We start from the raw sequence: 26,934 nt of genomic DNA, 5'->3' as shown, positions 1-26,934 counted from the left end.
CTGTGTAAAAAAACGGTTGACAGTCCCATTGACTTAAATGTATTATCAATAACAGACGCATAAATAAATATGTAACTCGATTGCTTTTTGCTCTTATACTAGCAACTGGCTGTCGATATTTCCCGACCAGGAATAGTAAATTGAAAACACGTATTTTGCCACCCTCGCGTGAGTTTTCTACTCTGGTCAATCTCCTTCGTTGGAGGGCAGCTCAACAGCCCGAACAGCGCATCTACACTTTTTTGACTGACGGAGACAAAGAAAAAGATGCCCTCACATTCGCGGAGCTTGATCACCAAGCAAGAATTATCGGCGCTTCATTACAAGGGCGCGTTCCTCGCGGAAGCCGCGCTTTGCTGATCTACCCTTCGGGGTTGGACTTTATCGTCGCATTCTTCGGTTGCTTATACAGTGGAATTATTGCAGTCCCGGTGTACCCACCTTCTGCGGTTCGCTCAGATCGTACCCTGACAAAATTTCGAGCGATCGCGCAAAACGTTGATGCCGAGGTCGTTCTAACCTCCACCACCCTTTCTTCAAAAGTTACCAATTTAATCCAGCAGACCCCTGAGCTACAGGCTGCGCCCGTCCTTGTCACTGATACCCTCACCGATACCTCTTCCCAATGGGAGATGCCCGATGTGGATAGCGCAACGCTGGCGTTCTTGCAGTATACATCAGGCTCGACCGGGGTCCCTAAAGGCGTGATGGTGACGCATGGGAACTTACTGCATAATCTATCGCTGGTCGCACGTTATTGCCAGCATCCCGAGACGGCCCACGGCGTAACGTGGCTGCCGCTCTATCATGATCTTGGTCTGATCGGTGGGGTGCTTCAACCACTCTACGCAGGCTACGAATCAACGATTATGGCCCCGACCACCTTTTTACAGCGCCCGTACCGCTGGCTGCAGGCAATCTCAAATACCCAGGCCACCATTAGTGGCGCTCCCAATTTCGCCTATGACCTCTGCGTGCGCAAGGTTACTGAGGAGCAGAAGAAGACGCTGGACCTGAGCCACTGGGAGATCGTGGCCAATGGCGCGGAACCGGTGCGTGCGGATACGCTGGAGCGCTTCGCGGAAGCCTTCGCGGTCAGCGGGTTCCGCCGCAATTATTTCTACCCTTCTTATGGCATGGCCGAGGCGACACTGCTGATAAGCGCAGGCACCAAGGGTGTCTTCCCCACCGTGCGTTCATTCGATGCTCAGTCCCTGAAGCAGAATCTGGCTCAGGAAGTACCAGCAACGGATCAGCAGGATGGCGAGGAGCAGAACATCAGAACCCTGGTGAGCAGCGGCAAGAGCCAGGATGATCAGACGATGCTGATTGTGGACCCCGAGACCAGTACGCCGTGCCCAGCCGATCGCGTGGGCGAGATCTGGCTCTCCGGCCCCAGCGTGGCCCAGGGTTACTGGCAGCGACCCGTTGAGACGGCCGAGACCTTCCAGGCCCACCTGGTCGATGGACAGGGTCCTTTCCTGCGTACCGGTGATCTGGGCTTTTCGCATGAGGATGAACTCTTTATTACGGGACGCCTGAAAGATCTGATTATTATTCGCGGCAGCAACCATTATCCACAGGATATTGAGAAGACGGTGGAAAGCTGCCACGCTGCCCTGCGCCTCAATGGCGGGGCCGCCTTTTCGATCGAGGCGAGTGGCGAGGAGCGCCTGGTCATCGTACACGAGGTTGAGCGCACCGCGCTATCCTCCAATCTGGAGGAGGTGGCGGCGACCATTCGCCAGGCGATCTCGCTACAGCACGAGGTCCAGGTGTACGCGATCACCCTGATCAAACCCGGCAGCCTGCCGAAGACGTCCAGCGGCAAGGTGCAGCGCCGGGGCACGAAAGAACATTATCTGGATGGTACGCTCGATGTGGTATATTCCTGGCAGCAGGACGCGTCCGAGGTCGGCACGCCACAGGCAGCCAGACCCGCGAAGGAGACCACGCCGCAGCCAGTACAAGAAGAGCAATCCGTTCAGGAGGAACAGCCATCCGAGCCAGCGATAGACGTGGCCACCCTGCGCTCCTGGCTGGTGGAGCACGTGGCGGAGGCGCTGAAGGTGGCGCCTACTTCAATCGATGTGGGGACACCATTTGCCTACTACGGCATGGATTCGGCGCAGGCGGTCAGTCTGTCCGCCGACCTGGAGGATCTGCTGCATCAGTCACTGTCCCCGACGCTGGCCTATGATTATCCTACTATAGATGCGCTGGCCCGCTACCTGGCGAATGGAGAAGAGGTCTTTGCGACAGAGGCGGTTGAGACGCCCGATCAGCAGAGGTTTGACCAGGATGCCATCGCCATCATCGGCCTGAGCTGCCGCTTTCCGGGGGCACAGAATCCTGAGGAGTTCTGGCAGATGCTGCGCAACGGCGTCGATGGCATCTCGGAGGTGCCCGGCGAGCGCTGGAATAGCCAGGATTACTATGCCGAGACCCCGGCCACGCCCGGTAAGATGAACACGCGCTGGGGCGGCTTCCTGTCCGATGTGGATAAGTTTGATCCGGCCTTCTTCGGCATCTCGCCACGCGAGGCGAATGGCATGGACCCGCAGCAGCGTCTGCTGCTGGAGGTGGCATGGGAGACGCTGGAGAACGGGGGCATCTCCCCGGCGCGGCTGGCGGGAAGCCAGACCGGCGTCTTTGTGGGCATCAGTAGCGACGATTATTCACGCCTGCAGTTCCGCCATCCCGAGGAGGCCGATGCCTACGCGGGTACGGGCAATGCGCACAGTATCGCGGCCAACCGTCTGTCGTATGTGCTGGACCTGCGCGGTCCCAGCATGGCGATGGATACGGCCTGCTCGTCGTCCCTGCTGGCGGTCCACCAGGCCTGCCAGAGTCTGCGCAACCATGAATGCACGCTGGCGCTGGCCGGAGGGGTCAATCTGATCCTGACGCCCGAACTGACGATTACCTTCTCGCAGGCGCGCATGATGTCGTCGGATGGTCGCTGCAAGACGTTTGATGAGAGCGCCGATGGCTATGTGCGCAGCGAGGGCTGCGGACTGGTCCTGCTGAAACCGCTCTCCGACGCGCAGCGCGACGGTGATGCGGTGCTGGCCGTGATTCGCGGCTCGGCTGTGAACCAGGATGGGCGCAGCAACGGGCTGACCGCCCCCAATGGCCCTTCCCAGGAGGCTGTGATCCGCCAGGCTCTGAATAACGCCGGCATCCAGCCAGAACTGGTGAGCTATGTGGAAACACATGGCTCCAGTACCCCGCTGGGTGATCCCATCGAGGTGGCGGCCCTCAAGTCGGTCCTGATGCCACAGCGCACGCCCGAGCAGACCTGTGTGCTGGGAGCGGTCAAGAGCAATATCGGCCACCTGGAGTCTGCGGCGGGCATCGCCGGTCTGATCAAGACGGTGCTCAGTCTGCAAAAGGGCGAGATCGCTCCCAATCTGCATTTCCAGCAGCTGAATTCGCATATCTCGTTTGAGGATACGACCTTCGCGATCCCGACGCAGCCGATGCCGTGGCCCACGGAGCGGCGCATCGCGGGCGTCAGCGCCTTTGGCTTCGGCGGCACAAATGTGCATATGATCCTTGAGGCGGCGCCGAAGACGCGCGCCGTCACCAACGAGATGGAGCGGCCCCTGCACCAGCTGACGCTGTCGGCCCACAGCGATGAGGCCCTGCGCCAGCTGGCGCGCCGCTACCAGTCCTTCTTAAAGGAGCATCACGGCACGGTGGTGGCGGACCTCTGCTATACGGCCAATACGGGGCGTGTCCCCTTCGCTTCGCGGCTGGCGATTACGACGACGACCGCCGAGCGGCTACGAGGACAGCTGGCGACCTTCCTGCAGGATAAGCCGGCGTCGACCATCCAGCAGGGACGCAAAACAACGCGCGGCCATAAGCTGGCCTTCCTCTTTACGGGACAGGGTTCGCAGTATGTGGGGATGGCGCGGCAGCTCTATGATACCCAGCCGACGTTCCGCGCGGCCCTTGAGCGCTGCGACCAGATCCTGCAGCAGTACCTGGAGCAGCCGCTGCTGTCGGTGCTCTATCCTTCACTGGAGAATCCATCGCTGGATGAGACAGCCTATACGCAGCCGGCCCTGTTCGCTTTGGAGTACGCGCTGGCGGAGCTGTGGAGGTCCTGGGGCGTGGTGCCAGATATGCTACTGGGGCATAGCGTTGGCGAGTATGTGGCGGCTTGCGTCGCCGGGATGATGAGTCTGGAGGATGGACTGAAGCTGATCAGCGCGCGTGGACGCCTGATGCAGGCGCTAAAGCAGCCGGGAAGCATGGTGGCAACCTTCGCCACTCCCGAGCAGCTGCGGCCGTTTATGGAGCCGGTGCAGCAGCTGGTCTCGATCTCGGCCATCAATGGTCCGCAGAGCGTGGTGCTCTCGGGTGATGCCGGGGCGCTGCAAGAGATGACGCAAAAGCTGGAGGCGGCGGGCATCGCGACGCATCCGATGACGGTCTCCCATGCCTTCCATTCGCCGTTGATGGAGCCGATGCTCGACGAATTTGAGCAGGTGGCCAGCGAGATCACGTTTAAACCGCTGCAGATCCCGATGGTCAGCAATGTTACGGGCCAGCTCTTGAACGTGGGCGAAACGGTGGATGCACATTACTGGCGCACGCAGACCCGCAGCGCGGTGCAGTTCGCCGCTGGCCTGGATACGCTGGCCAGCCAGGGCTGCGATGTCTTTGTTGAGGTTGGCCCGGCCGCTACACTGATTAATATGGGAAAACGTAGCCTGTCCGCAGGGGAGTATAGCTGGTTGCCATCGCTGCGCAAAGATCATGGCAACTGGCAGACCTTGCTGGAAAGCGTGGGCAAGCTGTTTGTGCTGGGCGTCGACCTTGACTGGCCTGGGTTTGACCACGATTATCAGCGCCAGCACATCGCCTTGCCAACCTATCCGTTTGAGCGCCAGCGCTACTGGTTCGAGACCAGCGACGCGCCCGCCGCGCAGCCAGAGGCGCGGCGAGCAGAGGTTGTAGAGAATCAGCCTGACTCTCAACGCCATCCCTTGCTGGACACCCATGTCGCCCTGGTTCAACCTGTACGCATGCACGTCTGGGAGAGTATACTGAATACGCAGCGAACTCCCTACATGAAGGACCATCGCGTCCAGGGCTCGCCCGCCCTTTCTCTTTCAACATACATCGAGATGGCGCAGGCCGCGACCAGGGAGGCGTTTGGCACCAATAACTATAGCCTGAAAGAGATTGAGCTTAAGAAGCTGCTCCTCTTGCCGGAGGAGGGTCCCCAGAAGGTTCAAGTTGTTCTTTCTGCCGACACCCAGGATCAGGCAACCTTTACCATTTATAGCCATGCTGTCGGTGCACCAGATCAACCACACGACCACTGGACGCTCCATGCAACTGGTAAAATTCATACTCATTAAGGAACTAGTCTGGAGGATATTGTGGCATCACCAACGACATCCAGCGGTGGCCAGTATATTGACTTTGGTCTGATATTCTTTTCGAGCAGTGAGACTCCATTTCACGCCGATAAGTATCGCCTGGTGATTGAGAGCACGAAATTTGCTGACCAGCACGCGTTTTCCTCGGTCTGGATTCCCGAGCGCCATTTCACCAGGGATGGCTGGCTCTATCCGAATCCAGCGGTTCTGCATGCGGCCCTGGCGCGTGAGACGCGCCAGATCCGGCTGCACGCGGGCAGCGTCGTTCTGCCCCTGCACAATCCCATCCGCGTGGCGGAAGAGTGGGCCGTAGTCGACAATCTGTCGGGCGGCCGCGTGGGCATCGCCTTCGCCTCTGGCTGGCATCCCACCGATTTCTCACTGGCACCGGACAACTATCAGCAGCGCCACGAGGTAATGTATCGCGGCATCGAGACCGTGAAGCGGCTCTGGCGCGGCGAGAAGATCCAGGTGACCGGCGGCGATGGTAAGCAGGCGGAGATCCAGACTTACCCGACCCCCATCCAGCGTGAGCTGCCCTACTGGGTGACGGCGGCCGGCAATCCCAACACCTTCGCCAAGGCGGGCGAGATCGGGGCCAACCTGCTGACCCATATGTACAACCAGAGTGTGCCGGAGCTGGCGGAAAAGATCCGCATCTATCGCAATGCGCGCGCGGAACATGGCTACGATCCGGCCACGGGCCAGGTGTCGGTCATGATGCATACCTTTATCGGCAAAGATGAGGCCACGGTGCGCGAGCAGACCCAGGGGCCGTTCAGCGAGTACCTGAAGTCTGCCTCCTACCTGGTGAACGCCATCGCCTACAGCCGGGGGCAGCAGGTCGATCTCAAGACGCTTTCGGAGCAGGATCTCAACGATTACCTGCTCTTCGTGACCGATCGCCTGATCAGTACCCGCCGCGTCCTGATCGGTACGCCGGAACAGTGCGCCGACCTGATCGTTGAGCTGAAAGAGGCCGGCGTAAGCGAGATTGCCTGCCAGATCGATTTTGGCGTCGATGCCGACCTGGTGATGGAGAGCATGCCCTATCTGGATCAGTTAAAAGAGCTGGCCAACAGCCGCCTGCAGTCGCGCGCTCAGAGGGAGCTACAGCCCGTGGCGGCCGTGGCGGAACAACATCATACCAATGGACATGCGCCGGCGAAAACAGCAGCGCTGCAGCCTTCCAACCCCACAACCACACAGTCGGCCGTGGAGCAAGACCTTTCACTGGGCGCTATCCGCCAGCGCTGTCGCCAGCAGGTGGATACGGCGGATTTCTATCAACAGCTTCAGCGGCATGGCGTTGAGCTGGCCGAGAGCTTTCAGGGCATTAGCCGTCTGTGGAAGCGCGACGGCGAGGCGCTGGGACAGGTGAAGCTGTCGGCCGGGCTGGTACAGGATGCTGAGAAGTATGCTATCCATCCCACCCTGCTGGACTCGGCGTTGCAGGTCTTGATCGCAACACTGCCACAGGAGCTGCTGGAGAGCGCGACCGATCTCTACCTGCCAAGCGGGATCCGTAGCTTCCAACAGCATCGGCCGCTCAGCACCTCCGTCTGGAGCCACGCGCAGCTGACGACCGAGGCCACTCCTTCCACAGATGTCATCGAAGGTACGGTGCACCTGCTCGATGATCAGGGACAGCTGCTGGTCGAGATCAGCGGGCTGCAGTTGCAGCATACGGTGCTGGCCGCGCCCGCGACCAACACGAGTGCCAATCCGGCATCGGAGACAAAAGATCTGCCGAACTGGCTCTATGAGCTGCAGTGGGAACCGACCTCGCTGACCCCGCCAGCCGCTACAGATCTGTCGGGACGCTGGCTGGTCTTTACGGATAAGAGCAGCGTGGGCCAGAAGCTGATTGAGCAGATGGAACAGCTGGGGGCCAGCTGTATCCGCGTAGTGGCAGGCAGCCGCTACCGCGTCCTCTCCCCTGGACACTATCAGATCGATCCGGCGCAGGGCGAGGATACACAACGCGTTGTGCAAGAGGCGCTGCAGGATCAGCCGCTCTCCGGCGTGATCCACCTGTGGAGCCTGGATACAACTCCCGTGGCGGCCACCAGCGTGGCGTCATTGGAGGAGGATCAGCAGATCAGCACCGGCCATGCGCTGCAGCTCATTCAGGCGCTGGCGGAACATGGTGGTACCAGGCCGCCGCAGCTGTGGTTCGCGACCCGTGGAGCTCAGGCGGTCGACAACAATCTTACCCAGCTTGAAATCAGCCAGTCTCCCCTGTGGGGACTGGGCAAAACCTGCGCCATGGAGCATCCCGAACTGTGGGGCGGGCTGGTCGATCTTGATCCAGAAGAGACGGCGCGGGCGGCGGCCACGCAGCTGCTCGGCGCGCTGCGCAACTATAAACAGGAGGATCAGATCGCCTTCCGCTCCGGACAGGGCTATGTGGCACGCATGGTGCGCAGCCAGGTCCGCGCGACGCGTCCCTTGACCCTGCAGAAAGATGGCAGCTACCTGATTACGGGTGGGCTGTGGGGATTGGGCCTGGAGGTGGCGCGGCGCTTCGCGCGCCAGGGGGCGGGACACCTGGTCCTGCTGGGTCGCAGCGAGCTGCCGGCCCGCGAGAGCTGGGATAAGCTACCCGCTGGCAGCCGCCAGGCACAACAGGCGGCGGGCATCCGTGAACTGGAGCGCCTGGGCGCGCGGGTCCACTACGCGTCCGTCGATGTAACCGACGAGACGCAGCTGACCGATTTTCTGACCACCTATGCGCAACAGGGCTATCCGGCGCTGAAGGGCGTGATCCACGCCGCCTCGGTCTGGCAGGATGCGCGGGGAGAGTCGCTGGTGCGGCCACTGGCTCAGCTAACGCAGGACGCCCTGACGGCGGTCTTCCGTCCTAAGGTGATCGGCAGCTGGCTGCTGCATAGCCTGCTGAAAGAACAGCCGCTGGACTTCTTTGTCTCCTTCTCGTCGGGCGCGTCACTCTTTGGCTCAGCCGCCCAGGGCAACTACGCGGCGGCGGGCGAGTTCCTGGATATGCTGGCCCACTACCAGCGCGCGCACAACCAGCCGGCCCTGAGCATCGACTGGGGCGCGGTCTCCCAGATCGGCTTCGGCGCGACCAGCGAAGGCCTGCGCGTGCATGAATACTGGGAGTCGCGCGGCATCCAGCGCATCACGCCACGTCAGGTCTTGGAGGCGCTTGAGCTGTTGATCGCGCAGGGTCGCGCGCGCGTCGGCGTGCTGAAGCTGGATTGGCAACTGCTGGCACAGTACTATACTCAGATCGCCGATCTGCCGCTGGTGCGCCACCTGATCGATACATCTTCGAGCGGCCAGCAATCAGACGCCAGTCCTGCAGCAACCGCATCGATCCTGGATAGCATTCGCTCGGCCCCCGCTGAGCAGTGGCAGGCCATCCTGGAAGACTATATGCGCGCACAGGTGGCCAGCGTCCTGCGCCTGCCGCCCGAGCGGCTGGATAGCGAGCAGCCGCTGACCACGCTGGGACTGGACTCCCTGATGGCGATCGAGATGAAGAATCGTATGGAGGGCGAGCTGGCCATCCGCATCCCGATCGTGACCTTCTTGCAGGGCCCCAGCATCGTACAGTTCGCCCACCAGGTGCGTCAGCAGTTGGCGGATACGATCATGGTCGCTCCTGCGGTCAGCGATGAGGCGCCATCCGCGACTGAAGAGAACGCGGTGCAGGTGGAGTCGGCCCAGGAGGCGGAGCGCCTGCTGGCCCAGCTGGATCAACTTTCAGAGCAAGATGTTGATACCCTCCTCGCGCAGATGTTGCCCGAGGAACATGAGCAGAAAACCAATGGACATGCCGAGGAACGCCCGGACCTCAACGCCCAGAATGCGGCAGCATTGCTGGCACAGATCGATCAGCTCTCCGATGAGCAGGTCGAGGCATTGCTCAATGAAATGGCACAGAAAGAAGACTTAAATCGATGAGCGATTCCTCAAAGAATCTTTCCAATCTGTCGGCCGAAGCCAAGCGTGCTCTGCTGGCCCGCCTGTTGCGCGAGAAAGCCGGGGTCCAGGAGTCCTGGGTGCCCATCTCGCACAACCAGAAAGCGCTCTGGTTTCTTTCGCGCCTGGCCCCCAATAGTGCCGCCTACAACCTGTTGTACGCGGCACATATCAGTTCCAGGCTGAATATGCAGGCGCTGCAAAACGCCCTGCGTACCCTGGCACAGCGCTATCCCATTCTGACCGCCACCTACGCGCTGCACGATGGTGAGCCATCCCAGCACATCGTTTCCAACCGCACACTGCCGTTCGAGCAGATCGCGGCGAAGCAGCTGAGCCTGGATGAGATCCGGCGACAGCTGCTGGGGGAGAGCAATCAGCCCATCGATCTGACTACGGGACCGGTGCTGCGCGTCAAACTCTATCAGCGTTCGCAGACGGATTATGTGCTGGCCCTGGTGGCGCATCATATTGCCGTCGATTTCTGGGCGCTGGATATCTTTGTCGATGAACTTTTTCTCCTCTACGCCGCGGAACAGGCCGGAACCCCTGCACCGCTGGGCGAGGTAGGGCCACAACATATCGAATATGTGCGGTGGCAGCAGGAGATGCTGAAGAGCCCCGAGGGCGACGAGCACTGGCGCTACTGGCAGCAGACGCTGCAGGGCGATCTGCCCGTGCTTAATCTGCCGCTGGACCATGCCCGTCCGCCGGTGCAGACCTATCCGGGCGCCTCGCATAGCTTTGAGCTACCTGCCACCCTGACCGGCCGCCTGCGCGCGCTGGCCGGGACCGAAAAAGTGACCCTCTTTACCCTGATGCTGACCGCTTTCCAGGCCCTACTCTATCGCTATACCAGCCAGGAAGATATCATCGTGGGGACACCGGCGCTGGGCCGCACCCGCTCCGAGTGGGAGCGCGTGGTGGACTACCTGGCCAACCCGATCCTGGTGCGCGCCAACCTATCTGACAATCCCACCTTTAAAGAGCTGCTGGGACAGACGCGGCAGGGCGTACTACAAGGATTGGAACACCAGGATTATCCCTTCCCCCTGCTGGTTGAGCGCCTGCAGCCTAAACGCGATCCCAGCTATTCACCGCTCTACCAGACGCTGTTCATCTGGGATCGGCCGCGCACACGTAGTCCACAGGACCTGGAGCGGCTGGGACAGGGGACGCTGGCGCGGCAGGTGGAGCAGACGGGCCTATCGTTTGAGCCGTTCGCCTATGGTCAGCAGGGCGCGCCCTTCGATCTGACGCTGACGGTCTTTGAGGTCGATGGCGCCCTGAGCGCGGATTTCCGCTACAATACCGATCTGTTTGAGCCGGCCACGATCGCGCGCATGGAGCAGCACTTCCAGACGCTGCTGCAGGGGATCGTTGAGCAGCCCGATCAACCACTCTTACAGCTGCCGCTGCTGACGGAGGCGGAGCGCCAGCGCATGCTGATCGAGTGGAACGCGACCGCGCTGCCCTATCCTGATCAGACGACGCTGCAGCAGTTGATCGAGGCGCAGGTGGAGCGCACGCCCGACGCGGTGGCGCTGATCTTCGAGGGGCGGAGCAAGACCTATCGCGATCTCAACTACGCGGCCAACCACCTGGCCTATCGCCTGCAGCAGCTTGGCGTGGGTCCCGATGTGCTGGTTGGCGTCAGCATGGAGCGCTCCTTCGAGATGGTGGTGGCCCTGCTGGCGATCCTCAAGGCCGGCGGCGCCTATGTGCCGATGGACCCCTCCTATCCCACCGAGCGGCTAACCTACATGCTGGAGGACGCGCAGGTACCCGTGCTGCTAACGCAGACGCATCTGAAAGAGCGCCTACCGGACACGCAGGCTCAGGTCATCAGCCTGGACGCCGGGTGGAATAGCGCCCAGACCGAAGAGATCGCCAATCCCACCAGCCAGGCCAGGGCGGAGAACCTGGCCTATATGATCTATACCTCCGGCTCGACCGGCAAGCCCAAGGGCGTGATGAATACGCACAGGGGCATCTGCAACCGCCTGCACTGGATGCAGCAGACCTATCAGCTCAGCGGCGAGGATCGCGTGCTGCAGAAGACGCCGTTTAGCTTCGATGTGTCAGTGTGGGAGTTCTTCTGGCCCCTGCTCACCGGCGCCGGACTGGTGATCGCGCGTCCCGGCGGCCACCAGGACCCCGCCTATCTGGCGCGCCTGATCAACGAGCAGCGGGTAACGACCCTGCACTTCGTGCCATCGATGCTGCAGGCCTTCCTGACCGAGCCAGACCTGAGCGGCTGCCGGGGATTGCGCAACGTGATCTGCAGCGGCGAGGCGTTGGCGCCAGAGACGCAGGAGCGCTTCTTCGGCCGCTTCCCCACCACCGGACTGCATAACCTGTATGGTCCGACCGAGGCGGCCATCGATGTGACATATTGGAAATGTCAGCGCGGAGAGAAGGTCAGCAGCGTGCCGATCGGGCGGCCGATCGCCAATACTCAGATCTATCTGCTGAATCCGGCCATGCAGCCGGTCCCGGTCAATCTTCCGGGAGAGCTGCATATCGGCGGTGTCAACCTGGCCCGTGGCTACCACCGGCGTCCCGAGCTGACCGCCGAACGGTTCGTGCGCGATCCCTTCAGCGATAAGGAGGACGCGCGGCTGTTTAAGACCGGCGACCTGGCCCGCTATCGCGAGGATGGCGCCATCGAGTTCCTGGGTCGCATCGACTACCAGGTCAAGATTCGCGGCTTCCGCATCGAGCTGGGCGAGATCGAGGCTACGCTCAATCAGCACGCGGCTATCGCCGAATCGGTGGTGGTGGCCCGCGACGACGCGATGGGGAACAAGCGCCTGGTGGCCTATCTGGTGCCGGAGCAGTCGGGCCAGCAGCCAGCCATTGAGGAGCTGCGCGCCTTCCTGAAGCAGCTGCTGCCCGATTATATGGTGCCGGCCGCCTTCGTCTTTATGGACGCGCTGCCGCTCTCCCCCAACGGCAAGGTCAAGCGCGACGCGCTGCCCGAGCCCGATAGCGACCGTCCCGATCTGGAGGTGGCCTACGAGGCCCCGCGCACGCCGACCGAACAGAAGCTGGCGGAGATCTGGACGCAGATCCTGGGCATCCAGCGCGTCGGCATCCATGACAACTACTTCGACCTGGGCGGCGCCTCGATCCAGGCTCTGGAGATCGTAGCCAGGGCCAACGCAGCGGACCTGCCACTGGCCCTGGAGATGCTGTTCGAGTTCCAGACCGTGGCCGAGCTAGCCACAGCCATCGACGCGAAGCAGGCGACACCAGAAGAGGCAGCACCGTCCCAGACACCGAGCATGTCGCAGACACCGGTCGCCACGCCCGAGCGCGCCACAGCACCGGCCTCAGAGCAGTCAGAGCCGGTGGAAATGGGCAATACACTGATCGAGAGCCTGGGCACCTATCTACCGCCCAGGATCGTCAGCAGCGAGGAGGTGCTGGCGGGCTGCGCGCGTCCGATCCGCTTCCCGCTGGCGAAGCTGACCGGCATCAAGTCGCGGCGCATGGCCGGCGAGACCGAGTTCTCGCTGGATATCGCCATCCAGGCGGTGGCCGATTGCCTGGCCAATTCGAAGTATCGACCCGACGATATCGATATGATCGTCTGCGGCAACATCTCGCGCTGTAACGCGCCGCTGCAGTTCACCTTTGAGCCGGGGACGGCCATCCAGATCAAGCAGCACTTCGGCTTCAACAACGCCATCGTGCTGGACGTCTCCAACGCCTGTACGGGACTGTTTACGGCGGCCTACGTGGTGGATGCCTTTATCCGCACGGGCCTGATCCGGCGCGGCATGGCGGTCAGCGGCGAGTATATCAGCCACCTCTCGCTGACGGCGCAGAAGGAGATCGAGAACTTCATGGATTCGCGCCTGGCCTGCCTGACGGTCGGCGATGGCGGCGCGGCCCTGATCCTGGAGCGTTCGCAGGATCAGCGGGTCGGCTTCCACGAGTTCGAGATGTATACGCTGGGCCGCTATAGCGAGGCCTGCATCGGCAAGGCGACTGATCAGCCTCACGGCGGCGCCATCATGTATACCGATGCCGTGACGGTCTCGGCCGTCAACCTGAAGCAGGCGGTCTCGCACGCCGGCATGATTATGGAGCGCACGCAGTGGCCGAAGGAGGCCTTCCAGCATATCATCGTGCACCAGACCTCCAATACGACTATCAATGATGTGCCGCGCGAGATCAACAAGTACTTCGGCGAGGAGTTCTGCAAGCAGGAGAGCGTGATCAACAATATCGCGGAGCGCGGCAATACGGCCACCACCACGCATATGATCGCGCTGATGGATAATATCCGCTCTAACCGCATCCAGCCGGGGGATAACGCCATCTTCGGTATTACCGGATCGGGCGCCACCATCGGCACCGCCATCTATACCTTCGATGACCTGCCCGAGCGTATCCGCCGCCGCGAGGCCGGCAGCTATACGCCGAGCAAGATCGAGTCTGAGGAGAGCTTTGTCTCGCGCCTGCCCGCCACTAGACGCGTCCAGGTGGCCCGCGTCGGTACAATCCCGTTCGGGGCGCAGGTAGAGAAGAAGACGCTGGAGATGATCGAGGCCGCCGCCGAGCGCTGCCTGGCGGACCTGCCCTACGAGCGCGGCGAGATCGACCTGCTGATCTACTCGGGCGTCTATCGCGATGACTTCCTGTGCGAGCCGGCGGTGGCTGCCCTGGTCGAGGGGAGGCTAAACATCAATCCCGACATCGAAACGCAGGAGGACAAGAAGACCTTCGCGCTGGACATCTTAAACGGCGGCCTGGGGACGCTGAATGCCTGCCATGCCGCCATCGGCCTGATCCAGGCGCGGCGGGCGCATAAGGCCCTGATCGTCGCCTCAGAGGTGGAGAATAACCGCGAGAGCTATCCGGTTGAACTGGCCGGCGTCGAGGAGACCGGCTCGGCCCTGCTGCTTGAGCCCAGTCCCGATGGTGCGACCGGCTTTGGCCACTTCGTCTTCAAGTCCTTCGCCGAACACCAGGGGGCGTTACGCTCTCACTCGATGGTACGCGACGGCAAGACGGTCATGCACTTTGAGCGCGACCCGCTGCTGCGGCAATACTACCTGCGCTGCATCCAGGAGACCGTCAATGAGCTCTTGCGGCAGGAGAACCTGTCGCTAGAGCAGATCCAAATTGTCCTGCCGCCGCAGATCTCCAGTGACTTTAACAGTCAGCTGAGCCGGATCCTGGAGGTGGATGCGCGCAAGGTGGTGACGGTCGCGGCCCAACACGATCTCTTTACGTCGTCGCTGGCCTACACGCTGCAGCAGATCAATGATCAGCAGCTGGCGGCGCGCGGCGACATCGGCCTGATCATCCAGGTTGGCTCCGGCCTGCAGGTCGGCTGCGCCACCTACTACTTCTAGTCCAGACAGGTATTAATAACTATGCAACGTTCATCCTGGATCGTGTCCAGACAGGCACAACCAAAAACAGGCTCTTCTGCTTCCCCTACGCGGGTGGAGGAGCCAGCATCTACCGCCTCTGGCAGCAGGCTCTGCCGCCAGAGGTGGTGGAGGTCTGCCCCATCCAGCTCCCCGGCCGCGAGACCCGCATCGGTGAAGCGCCCATCAACCGGCTGGCGGACCTGTTGCCGCCGCTGGTCGAGGCGCTCAATCCCTATCTGCATGAGCCGTTCCAGATCTTCGGCCATAGCATGGGGTCCCTGATCGGCTTCGAACTCACGCGAGAGCTGCGGCGCCGGCAGCTGCCCACTCCCACCCATCTCTTTATGTCGGGCCATCGCGCCCCCCAGACCCCACGCGAGGAGACGCAGACCTGGCAGCTGCCAGAGGCCGAATTCATCCAATCTGTCAAAGACATGGGAGGCACGCCGGACGCCGTCCTGCAAAACGACGAGCTGATGCAACTGCTGCTGCCCACGCTGCGCGCCGACTTCGCCATCAATGAAACCTACCACTACCAGCCGGAGCCGCCCTTGAACATCCCCATCACCGTCCTCGGCGGCCGCGAAGACAAAGAGGTCAAGCCGGAAGAACTGAAAGACTGGCAGTTGCAGAGCAGCTACCCCATCGACCTGCACATCTTCTCCGGCAACCACTTCTTCATCCATAGCCACCAGCCCCAGCTCACCCGGCTCATCGCCTCCCACTACATCTAACAAACAGGTGGGATCGTCAAGGGCGGCCAGCCCTTGACCGGGGTTGGGGTACAATACGTTCAACATAAAATTATATGAAGAAATAAAATTACCGTAGGTTCGGCCCTTGCGGCCAATACTTTCAACTTTAGCTCGGGCAACAAGAGAAAAGACCCCAGTACGTGTGGGGCTTGCCCCCGCTTTGCTTCCCACAAGGAAAAGCCCCTTCAAAGCGACCAGGAACGGTTGCATGGGATGCATCGCATCCTGTTGGTTGCTCTTTCGAGCGGCGAGCGAGGAAGTGGGGGCAAGCCCCGCACGTACTGGGGTCTTTTCTCTCTGTACATTCCCTTAAGTTGAAAATATTGCCCCTTGCGGCCGAGTCTACGTGAATTAAGCGTTTAGGAGAAAAGATCATGCCACCTCTTCTCGATTGGCATCTCACCCAGGATACATCCAATGACCAGGCTTATGCGATTCTCGCACAAGATCGGGTCATGAATTGTTTCTCGTTAGCCGATCTGGAGCCACCGATGCGCGAGTATAGCCAATTTGCCCTGGCGTGCCAGGAGGAAGGTGACGAGCGCGCGATCTGCCTCATTTTACGCCATCCCAGCATCGGAGAGGTTATCTCGCCATTTGGCAGCCGGGAGGGCATGGCAGCCATCATGCAACAGCTTACTATGCCTGAACATCCCACGATTCAAGCGCAGGAGCTGCATATGCCGGTGCTGCAACGCTACTATCAACCGGAGACGACGTGGAGAGGGATGCTGCGCATGGCAGTCACTCCCTCCTCCATTCGCTCCCCGCTCTCTATGCCTCTTCAACCAATCAAGCAACTAACCGTTTCCGATCTGCCCGCATTGGAGAGCTTATATGCACAGCATCCTGAAAGCGTTTTTTCCGCTGATCTCTTCACCCAGGGCCTTTACTTTGGTGCCTATGCAGGAGATCGCATCATCGCTGCCGGAGGAACCCACGCGCTCGTACCAGCACACCGGATCGCAGTCCTGGGAAACATCTTGACGGCACCAGAAGCCCGTGGACAGGGATATGCGACTGCCATTACGGCCGCGCTCGTCGAAACGTTGTTTGAGCAGCGGTTCTCGCTGGTGGTGCTGAATGTCTATGAGGACAACACTCCAGCCATTAGCATCTACCAGCGCCTCGGTTTTCAAACGCATCACCGACTCCTGACAGGACAGGCCCACCTCTCACGAAGAGAAGCGTGAAAATGCAGACAGAGCCCTGCTCAGGCCCGCAGCTTCCCTAGCAGCTTCTTAGCCTGCAGCAGCGCCTCATCGCTCTTGCAGAAGGAGAAGCGTACATAGTCTCGGCCGATGTGGACATGGTCCCGGCTATACATGCTCTCCGGCGGGATGCAGGCCACGCCGATCTCTTTGATCAGGTGGTGCGTGAAATCGCGTGGCATCCCCTTAAACACGTCGGAGAAGTCGGCCATGATAAAGTAGGTGCCCTCGGGCGCGCGGTATTTGAGTCCTGAGCCATCCAGCGCATCCATCAGCAGGCGCATCTTGCCCTCATACATGCTGCGGAACTCGTCGTAGTAGTGATCGGACTGGTTGAGCGCGTAGGCGACCGCCTCCTGGGTGGGATGATGGACGGCGAAGATGGTAAACTGGTGCGCCCTGGCCACGCCTTCCAGTACGGCGGGATGCCCATAGGCCCAGCCGATCTTCCAGCCGGTGGCGCTGAAGGTCTTGCCGGAGCTACTGACGGTGACGGTGCGCTCAAACATGCCGGGCAGCGTGGCGATGGGGACGTAGTGGGCGTCGCCGAGCGTCAGGTGCTCATACACCTCGTCGTTGATCACGAGCACATCATGCTCGATGCACAGATCGGCGATTAGCGACAGCTCCTCGCGCGTAAAGACGCGACCGGTGGGATTATGCGGCGAATTGAGGATCAAGGCCTTCGTCCTGGATGAGAAGGCGGCGCGCAGCTCGGCGGGATCAAAGGTCCAGGTCGGTGGGTGCAGCGGCACAAAGACCGGCGTCGCCCCGGCCATCAGGATGTTGGGGACATACGAGTCGTAAAATGGCTCGATGACGATCACTTCATCGCCCGGATTGACCAGCCCTAACACGCAGGAGAGCAGGCCCTCGGTTGCCCCGGCCGTCACGATCACGCCCTGATCTGGATCGATGTTCAGCCCATAAAAGCGGGCCGCGTGATTGGCCACCGCCTGGCGCAGGGAGGCGACCCCTGGTCCGGGCGCGTACTGATTCAACTGGCCCGACTGCGCCGCCTTCACCAATTCCGCCACGATATCGGCCGGCGTATCAAAATCGGGCTTCCCCTGCCCCAGGTTCAAAGCATTGTACTGCTGCGCCAACACATTGATCTCTGTAAAAATAGTGGTGCCGAAGGTCTCCACCCGCTGAGCAAAAATAGACATGCACATACTCCCTTTACATTGGCTATAGAGCTCTCTGTGACGCCCCCGGAGATTCTGACCGCTCCGGGCGGTGTCACAGCATACCTGTTTATCAGAACTATCTCTCTCGTTTTGCTTACTATTATACACATCATAGAGGCCGAGCAATGAAAGCTGTCCGATCAGGAGTACGTCAACTTTTGCAACATAGAGCTATCCAGGCAAGGAATTGAGAACTTAAGCAAATAAGACATTAAGAAGCTTAATAGGGGGTTGCACATAGAACTGTCCAAGCAAGGATTTAGTCACAATATATCTGTTTAATAACTAATACATAATATATATTTAGCATATAAATAATACTTTTTTATTTCTATTAATTAACTATAGGAAATACATTTTATTTTATTCTTTCTGACATATCGCCAATAGGGTTCTTATACCGCTTAAGCATTTATCTTCTTATTTTTCTTTGCCTGGTATATTCCTCATTTGCATAGAGATAAGGCAATAAGAAACCCCGAATGCATCCGTAGTGCTTTGTCAAACTTCGTTTGATGGATTTCGCCCGCTACGCGGGCGAGAGGGGAGGAGTTGCCGGGGGCACAGCCCCCGAGCCCCCAGTCAAGGGGCTAGCCGCCCCTTGCATCCCCACTTTTCCATCAATTGAAGGTTGACAGAGTAGTAGGTTCGGCCCTCGCGGCCGATTGCCTCTCCACGTACACCCATGTCCACCAAACGCAAGGTCCACGAAAACGAATGTGAGATGCATATTCATGCGGCGAGGGGCAATCGGCCGCGAGGGCCGAACCTACGGGAGGCGTTTTCGTACGTGGAGGGGCAATCGGCCGCGAGGGCCGAACCTACGGGAACATTTTCGCTTTTTCCGGCGCTGTTCTCTTTGCGAAATTTTGACGGCCACCCGTTTAATCACACACATTGACCATCTTGAGCAAAAAACCTCCAATTTACAGGCCTGCGAGGACGCAGGATAACCGGCATTTACGGGCACTACAAGCCAGTTCAGAAACAAATTGCCATGCCTTGCGTGCTACTTGTAGTGACACTACCGGGCGTCGACACTGTAGTACAACGTTTTAGGAGGAGGGGTTTTTCAATGGCTCACTTTGTGTTAAGTTTAGATCAGGGCACCACCAGCTCCCGAGCAATCCTCTTCAACCATCAGGGTAACATTGTCAGTGTAGCGCAGCAGGAATTTCCGCAGATCTATCCGGCACCAGGCCTGGTCGAGCATAATCCAGAGGACATCTGGTCCAGCCAGCTCAAGGTGGCGCAGGATGTCTTGAAGAAGGCGGGCGCCTCCGCTTCAGATGTGGTGGGAATCGGCATTACCAATCAGCGTGAGACGGCCATCGTCTGGGAGAAATCAACTGGCAAACCGGTCTTTAACGCTATCGTCTGGCAGAGCCGGCTGACGGTCCCCATCTGCGATGCCCTGGCGGCGAAGGGCTTCGACACGGTGATCCGCGAGCGCACCGGCCTGGTGACCGACGCCTACTTCTCGGGCACCAAGGTGAAGTGGATTCTGGATAACGTCGAGGGGGCACGTGAGAAGGCCGAGCGGGGCGAGCTGCTCTTCGGCACCGTCGATACCTTCCTCATCTGGCGCCTGACAAAGGGCCGCGTCCATGTCACAGACTATACCAACGCCTCCCGTACACTTCTCTTCAATATCTACGATGGCAAATGGGATGATGTGATTCTGCAGGAACTGGGTATCCCGCGTTCGATGCTGCCACGGGTCATGCCCTCCAGCGCGGTCTATGGCGAGACGGCCGCCGAGTTCTTCGGCAAGCCGATCCCCATCGCCGGCATCGCCGGAGACCAACAGGCCGCCACCTTCGGTCAGGTCTGCTACCAGGTCGGCATGGCCAAGAATACCTATGGCACCGGCTGCTTTATGCTGATGAACACCGGTGAGCAAGGGATCGCCTCGCATCATGGTCTGCTCACCACTATCGCCTGGGGATTGGGCAGCAAAGAGAAGCCGAAGATCACCTACGCGCTTGAGGGCAGCATCTTCGTGACGGGCGCCGCCGTGCAGTGGCTGCGCGACGGTCTGAAGGCCATTCGCTCCAGCGTCGAGGTAGAGAGCCTGGCGCGCACGGTCGAGGATAATGGAGGCGTCTACATGGTGCCAGCCTTTGTGGGCCTGGGCGCTCCCCACTGGGACCCATACGCCCGTGGGATTATCGTCGGGCTGACCCGTGGCACGATGATCGGGCATATCGCCCGCGCCGCCATCGAGAGCATGTGTTACCAGACCCGTGAGGTCCTGGAGGCGATGACCGCCGATAGCAACATCACCGCCAGCACGCTGCGCGTCGACGGTGGCGCCGTCGTCAACAACCTCCTGATGCAGTTCCAGGCCGACATCCTGGGCATCCCGGTCCAGCGACCAGAGATCGCCGAGACCACGGCGCTGGGCGCGGCCTACCTGGCGGGCCTGGCCGTCAAATTCTGGAAGGATCAGCAGGAGCTCAGCCGCTTATGGTCGATCGACCGCACCTTTGAGCCGAAGATGAGCCAGGACCAGCGAGAAACCCTGTACGCCAGCTGGAAACGCGCCGTAGAGCGCTCCCTGAACTGGGCAAAAGAAGAATAACCTCTCCATTCATCATACATGGATAGATCCATATCTTGCTACGACGGGATATGGATCTCGACCTCGTATTGCGGCCACATGTAGACCCACCATTACAGGATTGGAGAACAAGTTATGGAAAGGCCCATTTTTCATACGACGTCAGCGATGGGGGGTACGCTAGGGGAATGCGTCGCCGAGTTCTTCGGCACCATGGTCCTTTTGCTGTTTGGAGATGGCTGCGTCGCCTCATTCGCACTCTTCAACACGCTGGGTCCCAACGGCAGCCCGACGACGCCAACGCCATTCGCCAACCAGTGGATCATCATCGCCCTGGGCTGGGGCCTGGCGGTCATGCTCGGCATCTATGTAGCCGGAGCCATCAGTGGTGCCCACCTCAACCCCGCCGTCACCCTGGGCTTCGCGGTACGCGGCAAATTCGCCTGGAACAAGGTCCTCCCCTACATGGGTGCCCAGCTCCTCGGCGCGTTTATAGCCGCCGCAGTCCTCTTCTTCGTGTATAGAGGAGCGATTGATCATGCCGTCAATCTGGCGACGGCAAAAGGTGGTACAATTACCAGTGAAGCAGGCAATGTCTTCTTTACCAGTCCCAAGTTCTTTGTAGGAACTTTCGGGGCTTTCTGCGACGAGTTCGTAGGTACAGCCCTGCTGGTCGGCTTAATCTTTGCCATTGTCGATGCGCGCAACCAGCCGGTTCAGGCGAATCTCAATCCATTGATCATCGGCTTCCTGATCGTCGCGATTGGCGCCTCATTCGGACTCAACACAGGCTACGCGATCAACCCGGCCCGCGACTTTGGTCCGCGTCTGTGGATCGCCCTGGTTGATGGTGGTCGCAGCCTGACTTCATACACCTGGATTCCAATCGTCGCTCCACTCCTGGGGGGTGTCGCCGGTGCCTATATCTATGATTTCACGATAGGCAAGGTGATCGAAGCCAAAAAGCTTCAGCAATCTGGCGATGCCATCTCTCGTGGTGAAGCTGTTCGTGAACCGGCAGTAGATTAGCGTATTATCATAGTTTTTGGATGAAAGGACGAAAATACAGTGGAAGAGCAGAGAGGCGCTAGCATCCTCTGGCCATCCGCTGTATTTTCGTGAAAGTAACAAGCTATGCAACCCCTATCCGCACGCGAACGCGCGTCCAACCTCAACGAGCTGGCGCATAACACATTTGATATCCTGGTCATCGGGGGTGGTGTCACCGGCGCGGGCGTCGCGCTCGACGCCGTGGCACGCGGCTACTCGGTCGCCCTCGTTGAGAAGGCTGATTTTGCCAGCGGCACCAGCAGCAAATCGACCAAACTCGTCCATGGTGGCATCCGCTATTTACCTAATTTCGACATCTCCCTGGTGCACGAGGCCCTGGTTGAACGCGGGCTGCTGCTCCAGAACGCGCCCTTTCTGGTCTCGCCGGTCGCCTTTGTGCTACCAATCTATGAAGGCGACAAGCACCCGGTCGGCATGCCCTTCACCACTCCCAAAGGGATCGGCCTGAACCGCCTGCTGGATGCCGGACTGTGGATGTACGATGGATTGGCCGGCCGCCGCAATATCTCGCGCCACCATCATATCAGCCGCCAGGAGGTATTGGAGCGCGCACCCGCCCTGGTGTCCGAAGGACTCAAAGAGGGCTTCATCTACTACGATGGGCAGACCAACGACGCCCGCCTGACCATGGCCGTGCTGCGTACGGCGGTGCGCTCCGGCGCGCTGATCGCCAACTACGCCGAGGTCACCGGCTTTGAGAAGGCGAATAATCACCTCACCGGGGCCATCGTCCACGACGTCATCGGCGATCAGCAGTTTACGGTGCGCGCCCGCCACATCGTCAACGCCACCGGCGTCTTCTCTGAAGAGGTGGAGTCGCTGGCCGAAGAGACACCCGAGCTGCTGGTCGAACCCAGCAAAGGGGTCCACCTGGTCCTCTCGCGCGAACAGTTGCAGCTGGGCAACGACGCCATCGTCCTCCCCGAGACCGAGGATAAGCGCATCCTGTTCATCGTCCCCTGGGAGTCGCGCGCCATCTACGGCACCACCGACACGGGCACCGGCGATCTCAACCATCCCACCGCTTCCCAGGATGATATCTCATACCTGCTGAAATATCTGAACCGCTACCTCACGGTCAGGGTGGACGAATACGATATTATCAGCACCTACGCCGGCTATCGTCCACTGGTCAAACCACGGCAGAAGAACGCCTCGACCGCGAGGTTGTCGCGCACCCACGCCGTCATAGAGAGCCCCTCGGGCCTGGTGACGATCACCGGCGGCAAGCTCACCACCTACCGCCGCATGGCGCAGGACACGCTGGACCTGATCAACCGCCGCGATAGCATGAAGCCGGTGCATCCTACCGAGTCGCTGCCGCTGCAGGGCAGCGCCGCGTGGCCCCTGACCCAGCACGAGCTGCAGAGACGTGGCACGCGTCTTGGCCTGGGTTCAAACATTATCCAACACCTGGGCGGCGCCTATGGCTCGAACGCCACCATCATCATGGACCTGGTCGAACAAGATCCAGGGCTAGGCCTGCGCTTAATCGATGATCTCCCCTATATCAAAGCCGAGGTCATCTACGCCTGCCGCTACGAGATGGCCATGAAGCCCGCCGACATCCTGTCACGCCGCACCTCGATCGTACTCGAAGATCGCGAACGCGGCCAGGGCATCGTAGACGAAGTCACCCACCTGATGGCCCAGGAGCTCAGCTGGCCCACCGAGCAGCAGCAGCAACTGACGCAGACCTATCTCGCACAGATCCAGCATCAGGTCCTGGCCGAAAAACACCAGGTTTAAAGCTCAATACGTTCAACTTGAGAGCATGCGATAAGAAATATGATAACAGTACGTGCGGGGCTTGCCCCCGCTTTATACCCTTCCCGCTCGAAAAAGCGACAAGAAAAGGAGCTTGCATCGACAGAAATCAGCAGTGATGAACAGCGAGCAAGCAAAGCGGGGGCAAGCCCCGCACGTACTGGGGTTGTTTTTCTTTTCGCATGAGCTTAAATTAAACGTATTGGGGGTAAAGCTTGCCCATTCAAACTCTTCATCAACAGGGAATGTCATACGATTAGGAACGAGAGGAGATGGCAATGAAGAAGCTTATCAATCAACCCGAAGATGTGGTCAAGGAAGCCCTGGCCGGCATGGCCCTCGCCCACGCCGACCTGGTCAACGTCGATCTTGAGCAGCAGTTTATCGTGCGTAGGGACGCGCCGATCAAGAACAAGGTCGGCGTCGTCTCCGGTGGCGGCAGCGGCCACGAACCGATGCACGGCGGATACGTCGGCTACGGCATGCTCGACGCGGCCTGCCCCGGCGCCGTCTTCACCTCGCCGGTTCCCGATCAGATGCTGGCCGCCACCAAGGCAGTCGATGGCGGCGCGGGCGTCCTGCATATCGTCAAAAACTACACGGGCGACGTGATGAACTTTGAGATGGCAGCCGAACTGGCGGCTGCCGAAGGGATTGAGGTGGTCAACGTCGTCACCAACGACGACGTGGCGGTACAGGACAGCCTCTACACCGCCGGCCGTCGTGGCGTCGGCGTCACCGTGCTGCTGGAGAAAATCGTCGGGGGACTGGCCGAGACTGGCGCCCCACTGGCCCAGGTGGCCGAGCTGGCGCGCCAGGTCAACATACAGGGGCGCAGCATGGGCATGGCCCTGACCTCGTGTACGGTCCCGGCGGCCGGCAAGCCAACCTTTGATCTGGGCGAGGACGAGATGGAGATTGGCATCGGCATCCACGGCGAGCCTGGTCGCCGGCGTGCCAAACTGGCCAGCGCCGCCGACATCACCGAGACGCTGACCACCCCCATCGTCGAAGACCTGGGGCTCAAAGCCGGCGAACAGGTGCTGGCTATGGTCAACGGCATGGGTGGCACCCCGCTGCTCGAACTCTATATCGTTTTCAACGAGCTGGAACGTATCTTAAAGGGGAAGTCAATTTCGATCGCGCGCTCCCTGGTCGGCAATTACATTACGTCCCTGGAGATGGCCGGCTGCTCGATTACCCTGGTGCGCCTCAATGATGAACTGATCAAGTACTGGGATGCGCCGGTGCATACGCCCGCGCTGCGCTGGGGCCGTTAAGCGCGCATTGCAGGAAGTCTGGAGGAAACCATGCCTGTTACACATGAGGATATCCTGCACTGGCTGCAGCGATCCACGCAGGTGCTGCACGAGAACAGTGCGTTGCTGACACAACTGGACTCCGCCATCGGCGACGCCGATCACGGCAGCAATATGGATCGCGGCTTTACGGCGGTCAGCGCCAAGATCGCCAACCTCGGCGAAGCCGACATCGGCACGCTGCTCAAAACCGTCGGCACCACCCTGGTCTCGACCGTCGGGGGGGGCCAGCGGCCCGTTGTATGGCACGGCCTTCCTACGCGCGGGCATGGCCTCCGCCGGCAAGCAATCCCTGGAAACTCCAGACGTGATTGCCTTATTTGATGCCGCCCTGGAGGGCGTAAAGATCCGTGGCAAGGCGCAGGCCGGCGAGAAAACCATGCTGGACGCGCTGATACCAGCCGTCGAAGCGGGCAAACAGGCCGCCACCGACCAGCTGCCACCAGCGCAGGTGCTCCAGCGCATGGCCGCAGCGGCCGAGACCGGCATGAAGAGCACAATCGACATGGTCGCCACCAAGGGCCGCGCCAGCTACCTGGGAGAGCGCAGCGCTGGGCACCAGGATCCGGGCGCCACCTCATGCTGGCTGATCCTGCAAGCGTTCGCGGATACCCTGGCGATGGCTTAGTCAGCGATCATCGAGCTTTGTCTGTGTAAATAGAGAGAGAAGGGCTATGGGAAGCGAGTTCCCTGGAAAGAGGAGAAAGCAGTGGCAGTTGGTATTGTAATTGTTTCGCATAGCGCTCGCCTGGCCGAGGGCGTAGCCGAACTGGCCGAACAGATGTCGATGGGAGAGGTCACCATCGCCGTCGCCGGAGGAACCGACGACGGCTCAGTCGGCACCTCGCTTGATAAGGTCATCGCCGCCTTGCAGAAGGCGTCCAATCCCGAGGGTACGCTGGTCTTGCTCGACCTGGGCAGCGCCGTCATGGTCACCGAGATGGCGCTAGAACAGCTCGACCCCTCTGAACGCCAGAACATCATCATCAGCACGGCCCCCCTGGTTGAAGGAGCGGTGCTGGCCGCCGTAGAAGCATCCGCCGGCAGCACCCTCGCCGAGGTAGCCGAGGCCGCCAACAACGGCCACGAAATGCCAAAGGGCAAACCCGAACGCAACCCATCGTAGGTGCCGGGCTCGCCCCGGCTTTCCGTACCCGGCCATCCACGTCCGCCCGTAGGTGCCGGGCTCGCCCCGGCTTGCTTGCCCCGGTTTGATGGCGGTGGTCACGTATTTGAGGGGACGTAGACGGCCGGGCACCGGGTCGCGGAGCTCCAAGCCGGGGCGAGCCCGGCACCTACGATGGGGGGTAGGGGGTTATTCCAATTGTTTGTTGGCGGCGCGGAACGCTATGATCTGCTGGCAGTGCCGCTCGGCGTGCCGGGAAAACCCCTCCACCAGGTCGGCGATGCTGGCCTCGCCCGTTTTATACCAGCTCAGGACGCCTTTCTTCTCGACCAGTTCGGCTGGCAGGGAGGCCAGTGCATCGCTCGACCTGACCTGCGCGTCCTGATACTCATTCATGACCTGCTGCGCCGTCTGGTAGCGCCGTGCCCCAACGGTCTCTTCGTTAAATGCTTGCATATCATTGGCCCAGCGCAAAAGATAGGGCGATGGCTTCTCACCGTGCGCCGTCTGGAACACATCGATCAACAAAAGCTCACAGGATGTCAGATGGGCGACAACATCTTTGGCAGTCCATTCTCCACTGACACCCGGCATATCCCACATTGGCTCCGGCAGGTCATCCAACGCCTGAATAACTGTTAGATGACTGTTCTCTAATGTTTGGGTCGCAGACATAAGACATTCTCCAATCTTTTCAATAACTTCCTATGTTCATATTACTGATCAGCTCGAAGTTTCGTTTCTACTATCCACGTTTGCCTAATCTGAAATATTTTGCTGGAAAATCACCTTTGTGGGCGTCAGTCGTACCAGCAACTCGCCCGGAACACCGTTGCGCGCCCCATATTCCTCCGCCCGGTCCTCGCCCATATAGCGCGCGGCGATCTTTGTGGCCCACTTCCTGACCTCTGGTAGATCTTCAGAACACTCAACGGTCCCCTCGATCGTCGCGAAAGCATAGGGGACAGCCTCCTCATCGACGCAAAGCACCGCGCGTCCCGTGCGCAGCAGGTTGGCCCCTTTGACGGTTGAACGCCCGGTATTGAAGACCAGCGTATCGCCATCCACCACAAACCAGATCGGGGCGATATGCGGACGACCATCCGCGCGCACTGTGGCCAGCTTTCCGGTGCGCGTATCTTTACTTAAAAATGCACGACATTCCGCACTCAATGCAACCATAACGCTACCTTCT

13 protein-coding genes and 1 pseudogene are annotated in these 26,934 nt (G+C 60.2%); 11 read left to right on the top strand and 3 right to left on the bottom strand.

Features of this window, described 5'->3' with window-relative positions:
- Window positions 1-140: 140 nt before the first annotated feature.
- From AABA21_RS29085 to AABA21_RS29065, 5 genes are all read left to right on the top strand, one after another.
- A complete protein-coding gene (locus AABA21_RS29085) occupies window positions 141-5,378 on the top strand; it encodes a beta-ketoacyl synthase N-terminal-like domain-containing protein (RefSeq protein ID WP_338255624.1) in 5,238 nt (1,745 codons plus the stop codon).
- Window positions 5,379-5,399: 21 nt separating this feature from the next.
- Complete coding sequence (locus tag AABA21_RS29080) at window positions 5,400-9,329, top strand: type I polyketide synthase (RefSeq protein ID WP_338255622.1); 3,930 nt, start codon at window positions 5,400-5,402, stop codon at window positions 9,327-9,329.
- Window positions 9,326-14,716, top strand: a complete 5,391-nt coding sequence (locus AABA21_RS29075; protein WP_338255620.1) for an amino acid adenylation domain-containing protein — start codon at window positions 9,326-9,328, stop codon at window positions 14,714-14,716. Before AABA21_RS29080 ends, AABA21_RS29075 begins: the two co-directional genes overlap by 4 nt.
- Window positions 14,695-15,471, top strand: coding sequence for a thioesterase II family protein (locus tag AABA21_RS39545; RefSeq protein ID WP_420917227.1), 777 nt, complete (start codon window positions 14,695-14,697; stop codon window positions 15,469-15,471). Before AABA21_RS29075 ends, AABA21_RS39545 begins: the two co-directional genes overlap by 22 nt.
- A gap of 395 nt (window positions 15,472-15,866) precedes the next feature.
- Window positions 15,867-16,685: a GNAT family N-acetyltransferase gene (locus AABA21_RS29065; protein ID WP_338255616.1), complete on the top strand. Its 819-nt coding sequence runs from the start codon at window positions 15,867-15,869 to the stop codon at window positions 16,683-16,685.
- 20 nt (window positions 16,686-16,705) lie between these two features.
- On the opposite strand, the gene AABA21_RS29060 is transcribed toward AABA21_RS29065, so the two are convergent.
- A complete protein-coding gene (locus AABA21_RS29060) occupies window positions 16,706-17,872 on the bottom strand; it encodes an aminotransferase class I/II-fold pyridoxal phosphate-dependent enzyme (protein ID WP_338255615.1) in 1,167 nt (388 codons plus the stop codon).
- Between the two features lie 1,096 nt (window positions 17,873-18,968).
- Between AABA21_RS29060 and glpK the strand changes: the two genes are divergently transcribed.
- The 6 genes and pseudogenes from glpK to dhaM all read left to right on the top strand — a co-directional run bounded on the left by glpK (window position 18,969) and on the right by dhaM (window position 25,739).
- On the top strand, window positions 18,969-20,477 hold the full coding sequence (gene glpK, locus AABA21_RS29055) for a glycerol kinase GlpK (protein WP_338255613.1): 1,509 nt from the start codon (window positions 18,969-18,971) through the stop codon (window positions 20,475-20,477).
- 114 nt (window positions 20,478-20,591) lie between these two features.
- A complete protein-coding gene (locus tag AABA21_RS29050; protein WP_338255612.1) occupies window positions 20,592-21,485 on the top strand; it encodes an MIP/aquaporin family protein in 894 nt (297 codons plus the stop codon).
- 105 nt (window positions 21,486-21,590) lie between these two features.
- Window positions 21,591-23,276, top strand: coding sequence for a glycerol-3-phosphate dehydrogenase/oxidase (locus tag AABA21_RS29045; RefSeq protein ID WP_338255610.1), 1,686 nt, complete (start codon window positions 21,591-21,593; stop codon window positions 23,274-23,276).
- Between the two features lie 296 nt (window positions 23,277-23,572).
- Window positions 23,573-24,574, top strand: a complete 1,002-nt coding sequence (gene dhaK, locus AABA21_RS29040; RefSeq protein ID WP_420917177.1) for a dihydroxyacetone kinase subunit DhaK — start codon at window positions 23,573-23,575, stop codon at window positions 24,572-24,574.
- 30 nt (window positions 24,575-24,604) lie between these two features.
- Window positions 24,605-25,241, top strand: a pseudogene (gene dhaL / locus AABA21_RS39540) (dihydroxyacetone kinase subunit DhaL).
- A gap of 81 nt (window positions 25,242-25,322) precedes the next feature.
- Window positions 25,323-25,739, top strand: a complete 417-nt coding sequence (dhaM, locus tag AABA21_RS29025) for a dihydroxyacetone kinase phosphoryl donor subunit DhaM (protein WP_338255606.1) — start codon at window positions 25,323-25,325, stop codon at window positions 25,737-25,739.
- A gap of 189 nt (window positions 25,740-25,928) precedes the next feature.
- Here dhaM and AABA21_RS29020 read toward each other — a convergent pair whose 3' ends face one another.
- Together AABA21_RS29020 and AABA21_RS29015 are read right to left on the bottom strand one after the other, a co-directional pair.
- Complete coding sequence (locus AABA21_RS29020) at window positions 25,929-26,414, bottom strand: DinB family protein (protein ID WP_338255604.1); 486 nt, start codon at window positions 26,412-26,414, stop codon at window positions 25,929-25,931.
- Window positions 26,415-26,498: 84 nt separating this feature from the next.
- Window positions 26,499-26,921 (bottom strand): PPOX class F420-dependent oxidoreductase, encoded by a 423-nt coding sequence (locus tag AABA21_RS29015; protein ID WP_338255602.1) that lies wholly within the window; start codon window positions 26,919-26,921, stop codon window positions 26,499-26,501.
- Window positions 26,922-26,934 lie beyond the last annotated feature (13 nt).

Source organism: Dictyobacter halimunensis (assembly GCF_036245075.1).
The sequence above is the reverse complement of the archived record's forward strand: the minus strand, read 5'-3'. Positions and strand labels throughout refer to the sequence as shown.